Consider the following 6608-nt stretch of genomic DNA (forward strand, 5'->3'; position numbering starts at 1 on the left):
TCGCCGGGCAGATCGCCCCGGTGCAAGCGTATGGTCATGATGGCTGTGGTCCCCGCCCGGCGAGGGCGGGCTCGCGCGGCGCCGCAGCCCTATCATCGCCGTGGACGGCCGGCAAGCGCGCGGGCGGCAAGCGGGCGGACAAACGCGGGCGGCGCTCCTCAGTCGAGGGCGGGCTTGCCGCGAAACCCCTTGACCACGCCGCGCTGCTTCTTGCCGTCGAGCCGCCGCTTCTTCGAGGCGAGCGTCGGCCGGGTCGGCCGACGGGGCGGCGGCGGCGGGGCGGCGGCCTCGCGGATCAGCGCCACCAGCCGTTCGAGCGCGTCGGCGCGGTTGCGCTCCTGGCTACGGAACCGCCGCGCATGGATGATCAGGTCGCCGCTCAAGGCCAGCCGGGATCCCGCCAGAGCGATCAGCCGGGCGCGCACGGGCTCGGGCAGGTTGGGCGAGGCCAGCACGTTGAACCGCAATTGCACGGCGGTTTCGACCTTTTGCACATTCTGGCCGCCGGGCCCGGAAGCGCGGATGAAATCCTCGTGCAATTCCGCTTCGTCGAGCGCGATCGACCGCGTGATCCGTATCATGAACCGCCTCGCCCGAAGAAATCGCCGAAGGTAACCGCTATCGACCGAAAAGGCCGTGGCGGGAGAATCGCGCCGCACTGTTGCGAATTGCCCACAGCCCTGCGGCGCGGCTTTGTCTAGAATGGCAGCGCCGGACGCAGCGCCTTTTCTCTTAGCGAATCGCCCTTGTGATGATCAACCAGCAAGCCGCCGACAAAGCGTCCGACGACGCCGCCAATCTCCTGCTGCGCATCGGCGTCGCCGTGGCTTTCGTCGCCACGCCCGTATTCCAGTTGCTGTCCCAGCGCGCGATCTTCATTCTGCCGCCGATCGGCGGTGCGGTGATTCTCGCCGCCGGCATGGTGCTCGCGCCCCGTCTCAGCTTGCGCGACATTTTCGGCTTCCTGCGCTCGCGCCTGGGCCTCGCCGCCTGCTTCCTCGCGATCTGGCTGGCCTTGTCGCTGTTGTGGACGCCCTTTCCGGCCGAAGCCGCCCAGCGTCTGGTCAAGGCCATGCTGACCCTGCTCTGCGTGCTGCCGGTCGCGGCCTCGCTGCCGGCGCGCACCCGCGCCGCCAATCTCTATTTCCTGCCGCTCGGCGTGGCTTTGACCTCGGTCGGCGCGCTGGTCCTGAGCGCCGAGGCCTTTTCGGACGATTCCGACCTCGGCGCGCAGGAAAACCTGCGCATCGCCATAACCACCGCCTTGCTGCTGCTGTGGCCGGCGCTGGCCGCCACCCATTTGCGCAACCGGGCGACGCTTTCGGCCAGTCTCGCCATTATCGTGCTGGCGGCCGCCGTTTCGGCGCCGGCGCCCCGGGCGCTGGCCGCCACGGCCTTCGCGGCGCTCGCCTTCGGCTTTGCGTTGCGCTGCCCGGTCGTCACGGGCCGCTGGCTCGGCCGCGTGGGCGCGACCTTGTTTCTGCTCGCGCCGCTGGTTCCGCTGCTGGCCGGCCCCTTGATCCATGGGGACGCGCCGGCCTCGCTGCTCGGCGTCAAAGCCTGGAGCGGCGTGATCGCGGCGGATGGCGTGCGAATCCTGACCGGCCACGGCTTCAATTTCGTCGAAGCCGGCTATTGGCGCGGCTATATGCCGCCGGAAACGCCGCATTCCATGCTGTTCCAGGCCTGGACCGATCTCGGCCTGATCGGCGTGCTGGCGATCGCCGCTTTGGTTGCGCTCGCGTGCAAGGCCGCGGCCGCGCAATCGGAACGGCTGGCGCCGTTCTGGCTCGGCGCGCTCACTTATGTCTACGCCATCGGCGCCTTTGGGGTCGCAACCCTGCAGGCATGGTGGATCACCTCGCTGGCGCTGGCGCTGGGCGCCTTCGCTCTGGTGTCGCGCGGTGATTACAAGACGGCGCGACCGACCGCGCCGAAATGGGTCGGTTGAATCAGGCGGAGGCGACCGGGCGACCCTTTTCGTCCACCTTGCGCTCGCCGCTTTCGTCGAAAAACTCGCCCCGCTGCGGCGGCAGGATTTCCAGAACCTTGTCAGCCGGACGGCACAGGCGCACGCCCTTGGGGCTGACCACGATCGGCCGCTCGATCAGCACCGGATGTTTGGCGATGGCGGCGAAAATATCGTCATCCGACACGGCGGGATTGTCGAGGCCGAGCTCCGCATAGGGCGGGGCCTTCTTGCGCAGGATGTCCCGGATATTCAACCCGCTCCGCGCGCAAAGAATTTCCAGTAGCGCGCGGGTCGGCGGCGTCTTGAGATATTCGACCACATGCGGCTCGATCCCGGCATTCCGGATCAGGCCCAGCACGTTGCGCGACGTGCCGCAGGCGGGGTTATGGTAGATGATGACGTCGAAAGCAGTCATGTCTTTCTCCTGATCGGCTCAGCCGCCGATGTCCTCGCGCAGGATTTCCAGCTCCAGCCATTGGTCCTCGGCCGCGGCGAGTTCGGCTTCGGTCTTGGCCAGCAAGGCGGTCGCCTCATTGAAGCGCTTCGGATCGCGGGCGTAAAGCGCGTGATCGGCTAGAATGTCGTGCAATTTAACCGCCGTCGCGCGCAGCTTCTCGATTGTGCCCGGCAAGGTCTCCAGCGCGTGCTTTTCCTTGAAGGACAGGCGGCGCCTGGCGTCCACGCGGGGGGCCGCCTCAGCCCTTTCCGGCTTTTTCTCGACCGGTCTGGCCTTCACGGCCGGGCCGAGCCCGAAGCCGCGCTGGGCGATCATATCGCTGTAGCCGCCGGCATATTCCAGCCATTTGCCCTCGCCTTCCGCGACCAGCACCGAGCCGGCGACCCGGTCGAGGAAATCGCGGTCGTGGCTCACCAGCAGGATGGTGCCGGGATAATCGGCCAGCATTTCCTGCAACAGATCGAGCGTTTCGAGGTCGAGATCGTTGGTCGGTTCGTCGAGCACCAGAAAATTCGACGGCAGCGACAAGGCGCGCGCCAACAGCAGACGCGCTCGCTCGCCGCCGGACAGCTTTCCGGTCGGCGTGCGCGCCTGTTCCGGCGGGAACAGGAAATCCTTCATATAGCCGATGACATGCTTCTTCTCGCCATTGATCTCGACCCAGTCCGACCCGCCGCCGGTCAAGGTGTCGGCAAGGGTGGCGTTGGGATCGAGCGCGGCGCGGCGCTGGTCGAGCGTCGCCATCTGCAGATTGGTGCCGAGCCGGATCGTCCCGGAATCCGGCGCCAAGACCCCTGTCAGCAGATTGATTAAAGTGGTCTTGCCGGCGCCGTTCGGACCGACCAGAGCGAGGCGGTCGGCGCGCAACATGCGCAGCGACAGCGCTTTCACGATCGCCCGCTCGCCAAAGCTTTTGGCGACATTTTCGGCCTCAACCACCAGCTTGCCGGAGATTTTGCCCTCGGCGACGCTGATCCTGACCTCGCCGACCGCCCTTTTGGCGTCGCGCTTGGACTGGCGCAAAGCGGCAAGCCCCGCCATCCGGCGGACATTGCGCTTGCGCCGCGCGGTGACGCCATAGCGCACCCAGTGTTCCTCGGCCGCGATCTTGCGGTCGAGCTTCTGGGCGTCGCGCTCCTCCAGTTCGAGCAGGGCGTCGCGCCAGGCCTCGAATTCGCCGAAACCTTTTTCAAGCCGCCGGGTCTGGCCGCGATCGAGCCAGATCGTGGCCCGCGACAGATTCTGCAAAAAGCGCCGGTCATGGCTGATGAGCACCAAAGCCGAGCGCAGGCCGGCCAGTTCGCTTTCCAGCCATTCGATGGCCGGCAGATCGAGATGATTGGTCGGCTCGTCGAGCAGCAGCACGTCCGGCTCGGGCGCCAAAGCGCGGGCGAGCGCGGCGCGGCGGGCCTCGCCGCCCGAGAGCGTTTCGGGCTTTTCGGAACCGGTCAGGCCCAATTGGTCGAGCAGATAATGCGCGCGATAATCGGCGTCGCTCGGCCCCAGCCCCGCCACGACATAGGAAAACACGTCCGAAAAGCCCGTCAGATCGGGCTCCTGCGGCAGATAGCGCACGGTGGCGTCGGGCTGGAAGAAACGTCTGCCCCGATCGGGTTCGATCTCGCCGGCGGCGATTTTCAACAGGGTCGATTTGCCCGAGCCGTTGCGGCCGACAAGACAGACGCGGTCGCCGCGCTCGACCGAAAGGTCGGCGAGTTCGATCAGGGGCTTGCCGCCAAGGGTCAGTCCGACGCCCTGAAGAGTGAGAATGGGAGGAGCCATGCCCCGTTCAAACGGAAATTGACTCAGACTGCAAGAGCGCGGCGCCACACGCCCGCGGTCGCTGTTTTTTTGCAGCGCCGCAGGCTAAGTTTCGCCCGCTTCGTCAATCGCATTGAGGTCACGACATGGATCGCGCCGCCGCCTTCGCCGCCCTTGAGGCCCATCGCGTCGAGATCGCCAGCCGGCGCACGGTCGATTTCTTCGCCGAGGACCCGCAACGATTCGCGCATTTCTCGGTCCGCCTCGACGACCTGCTCTATGATTATTCGAAAAACCGCCTGACCCGCGCCACGCTCGGCCATTTGTTCGATCTCGCCCGCGCCGCCCGGCTGGAAGAGCGTCGCGAGGCTTTGTTCTCGGGCGAAAAGATCAATAACACCGAGGCCCGCCCGGCCCTTCACATGGCTTTGCGCAATTTTTCCGGCGCGGCCGTGCGCGTCGACGGCGCGGACGTCATGCCGGCGGTAGAGGCCGAGCGCGCCAAGGTCGCCGCTTTCGCCCGCGCCGTGCGGGAAGGCGCGATTCGCGGCGCTCGCGGCGAAGCCTTCACCGATGTCGTCAATATCGGCATTGGCGGCTCCGATCTCGGCCCGGCCATGGCGGCGCGCGCGCTATCGCCCTTCGCCTCACCCGAGCTGACGGCGCATTTCGTCTCCAATGTCGACGGCGCCGATATCGCCGACACTCTCGCCGGTCTCGATCCGGCGCGCACGCTGTTCATTGTGTCGTCAAAGACCTTCACCACCCAGGAAACCATGGCCAATGCGGCCAGCGCCCGCGCCTGGATCGCGCAAGCGCTCGGCGAAGCGGCCGTGGCCGATCATTTCGCCGCCGTTTCGACCAAGCTCGACAAGGTGGCGGCGTTCGGCATTCGCCCGGACCGCGTCTTCGGCTTCTGGGACTGGGTCGGCGGGCGTTATTCGATGTGGTCGGCGATCGGCCTCAGCCTGGCCATCGCCATCGGCCCTGAGCATTTCGAGGATTTCCTGCGCGGCGGCCATGATGTGGACGAGCATTTCCGCAGCGCGCCCTTGTCGCACAATATCCCGGTCCTGATGGGCCTGATCGGGGTCTGGCATCGCAATATCTGGGGCTTCGCGGCCCAGGCCGTGATTCCCTACGACCAACGCCTCGCCCGTTTCCCGGCCTATCTCCAGCAGCTCGACATGGAATCCAACGGCAAGGGCGTGTTGCGCGACGGCGCTTCCTCGCCGCGCGCCACTGGGCCGATCGTGTTCGGCGAGCCCGGCACCAACAGCCAGCACGCCTTCTTCCAATTGCTGCATCAGGGCACGGAAGTCGTCCCGGTCGATTTCCTGATCGCCGCCGAACCCACCGAGGCCGACGACAAGCACCATGTCCTGCTGTTCGCCAATTGCATCGCCCAGAGCGAGGCTTTTTTACGCGGCCGCTCGGAGAAGGAAGTGCGCGAGATTTTACGCGCTCAGGGGCTGAATTCGGCGCAGATCGACGAACTTGCGCCGCACAAGGTGTTTTCGGGCGACCGGCCCTCGTCCACCCTGCTCTATCGCCAGCTCACGCCGCGCGCGCTCGGCCGCATCGTCGCGCTCTACGAGCACAAGGTCTTCGTGCAATCCGTGATCTGGGACATCAACCCATTCGATCAATGGGGCGTGGAGCTGGGCAAGGAATTGTGCAGCCGGCTCGCGCCGCTCGTCGCCGACGCCAGCGCGGACCTTTCCGGCCTCGACGGCTCGACCGGCGGCCTCATCGCCGCGCGGCGCGCGCTGCTGCCGGGCTGATTATTCATCCTCGCCGAATTTATTGGCGAGCAGCGCCGCTATGGCGTCGATCGCCTCCTGCGCCTGCGCGCCGGTCGCCGAGACGGTAATGGTGCTGCCGATGCCGGCGCCGAGCGTCAGAATGCCCATGATCGACTGGCCGCCGACCGTCTCGCCGCAACGCGACACGGTGATTTCGGCGTCGAACTGCTCGACGCAATGGACGAATTTCGCGGTGGCGCGCGCGTGCAGACCCTTGCGGTTGATAATCGGCAGGTCGCGCGTGACGGCGCCTTCAGGCGGCGGGGGATTGGGCGGGCAGTCGCAGGGTCCGGCTTCGTCCAAATCTGTCATTTCCCACACAAAATCTTGCTAGCCACGTAAATATATTTTCGTCCGGCCTCGGCCGCCTGCGTCACCGCCTGCTCCAGCGGCGCCTCGTCGCGCACCGAGGCGAGCTTGATGAGCATCGGAAGATTGACGCCGGCCACCACTTCGACATGGGCGCCGTTCATTACCGAAATCGCAAGATTGGACGGCGTTCCGCCGAACATGTCGGTCAGCACCACCACACCAGCCCCCGCATCCACCTGTGCGATCGCCTCGATGATGTCCCGGCGGCGGCTCTCCATATCGTCCTCGGGACCAATGGTGA

7 protein-coding genes are annotated in these 6608 nt (G+C 66.4%); 2 read left to right on the forward strand and 5 right to left on the reverse strand.

The annotated features are described in order from the left end of the window. Nucleotides 1-158: 158 nt before the first annotated feature. Entirely contained in the window at nucleotides 159-581 is a 423-nt protein-coding gene (arfB, locus tag ACE3S9_RS12565; protein WP_374546807.1) for an alternative ribosome rescue aminoacyl-tRNA hydrolase ArfB, read from the reverse strand. A 170-nt stretch (nucleotides 582-751) separates the two neighbouring features. Between arfB and ACE3S9_RS12570 the strand changes: the two genes are divergently transcribed. Then, complete coding sequence (locus tag ACE3S9_RS12570) at nucleotides 752-1951, forward strand: hypothetical protein (RefSeq protein ID WP_374546808.1); 1200 nt, start codon at nucleotides 752-754, stop codon at nucleotides 1949-1951. A 1-nt stretch (nucleotide 1952) separates the two neighbouring features. On the opposite strand, the gene arsC is transcribed toward ACE3S9_RS12570, so the two are convergent. Further along, on the reverse strand, nucleotides 1953-2387 hold the full coding sequence (arsC, locus tag ACE3S9_RS12575) for an arsenate reductase (glutaredoxin) (protein WP_374546809.1): 435 nt from the start codon (nucleotides 2385-2387) through the stop codon (nucleotides 1953-1955). Nucleotides 2388-2405: 18 nt separating this feature from the next. Then, nucleotides 2406-4211: an ATP-binding cassette domain-containing protein gene (locus tag ACE3S9_RS12580; RefSeq protein ID WP_374546810.1), complete on the reverse strand. Its 1806-nt coding sequence runs from the start codon at nucleotides 4209-4211 to the stop codon at nucleotides 2406-2408. A gap of 125 nt (nucleotides 4212-4336) precedes the next feature. Here ACE3S9_RS12580 and pgi point away from each other — a divergent pair, with 125 nt between their 5' ends. Next, the gene (pgi, locus tag ACE3S9_RS12585) at nucleotides 4337-5974 is read left to right on the forward strand and encodes a glucose-6-phosphate isomerase (protein ID WP_374546811.1); all 1638 of its coding nucleotides are present in this window, start codon (nucleotides 4337-4339) and stop codon (nucleotides 5972-5974) included. Here pgi and ACE3S9_RS12590 read toward each other — a convergent pair whose 3' ends face one another. Both ACE3S9_RS12590 and ACE3S9_RS12595 read right to left on the reverse strand, forming a co-directional pair. Further along, nucleotides 5975-6298 carry an HPr family phosphocarrier protein gene (locus ACE3S9_RS12590; protein ID WP_374546812.1) on the reverse strand — a complete coding sequence of 108 codons (324 nt, stop codon included), beginning with the start codon at nucleotides 6296-6298 and terminating at the stop codon, nucleotides 5975-5977. It abuts the gene before it with no gap. A gap of 5 nt (nucleotides 6299-6303) precedes the next feature. Beyond that, the coding region (locus ACE3S9_RS12595; RefSeq protein ID WP_374546813.1) for a PTS sugar transporter subunit IIA at nucleotides 6304-6608 on the reverse strand (305 nt) is incomplete at its 5' end.

It is taken from the genome of Rhodoblastus sp., assembly GCF_041915505.1.
Lineage (GTDB): Bacteria > Pseudomonadota > Alphaproteobacteria > Rhizobiales > Beijerinckiaceae > Rhodoblastus.

What these genes read in the sequence shown, in the direction of transcription:
- arsC (WP_374546809.1), bottom strand. Translation starts at nt 2,387, where the DNA reads ATGACTGCTTTCGACGTCATCATCTACCATAACCCCGCCTGCGGCACG.
- ACE3S9_RS12580 (WP_374546810.1), bottom strand. Translation starts at nt 4,211, where the DNA reads ATGGCTCCTCCCATTCTCACTCTTCAGGGCGTCGGACTGACCCTTGGC.
- pgi (WP_374546811.1), top strand. Translation starts at nt 4,337, where the DNA reads ATGGATCGCGCCGCCGCCTTCGCCGCCCTTGAGGCCCATCGCGTCGAG.
- arfB (WP_374546807.1), bottom strand. Translation starts at nt 581, where the DNA reads ATGATACGGATCACGCGGTCGATCGCGCTCGACGAAGCGGAATTGCAC.
- ACE3S9_RS12570 (WP_374546808.1), top strand. Translation starts at nt 752, where the DNA reads ATGATCAACCAGCAAGCCGCCGACAAAGCGTCCGACGACGCCGCCAAT.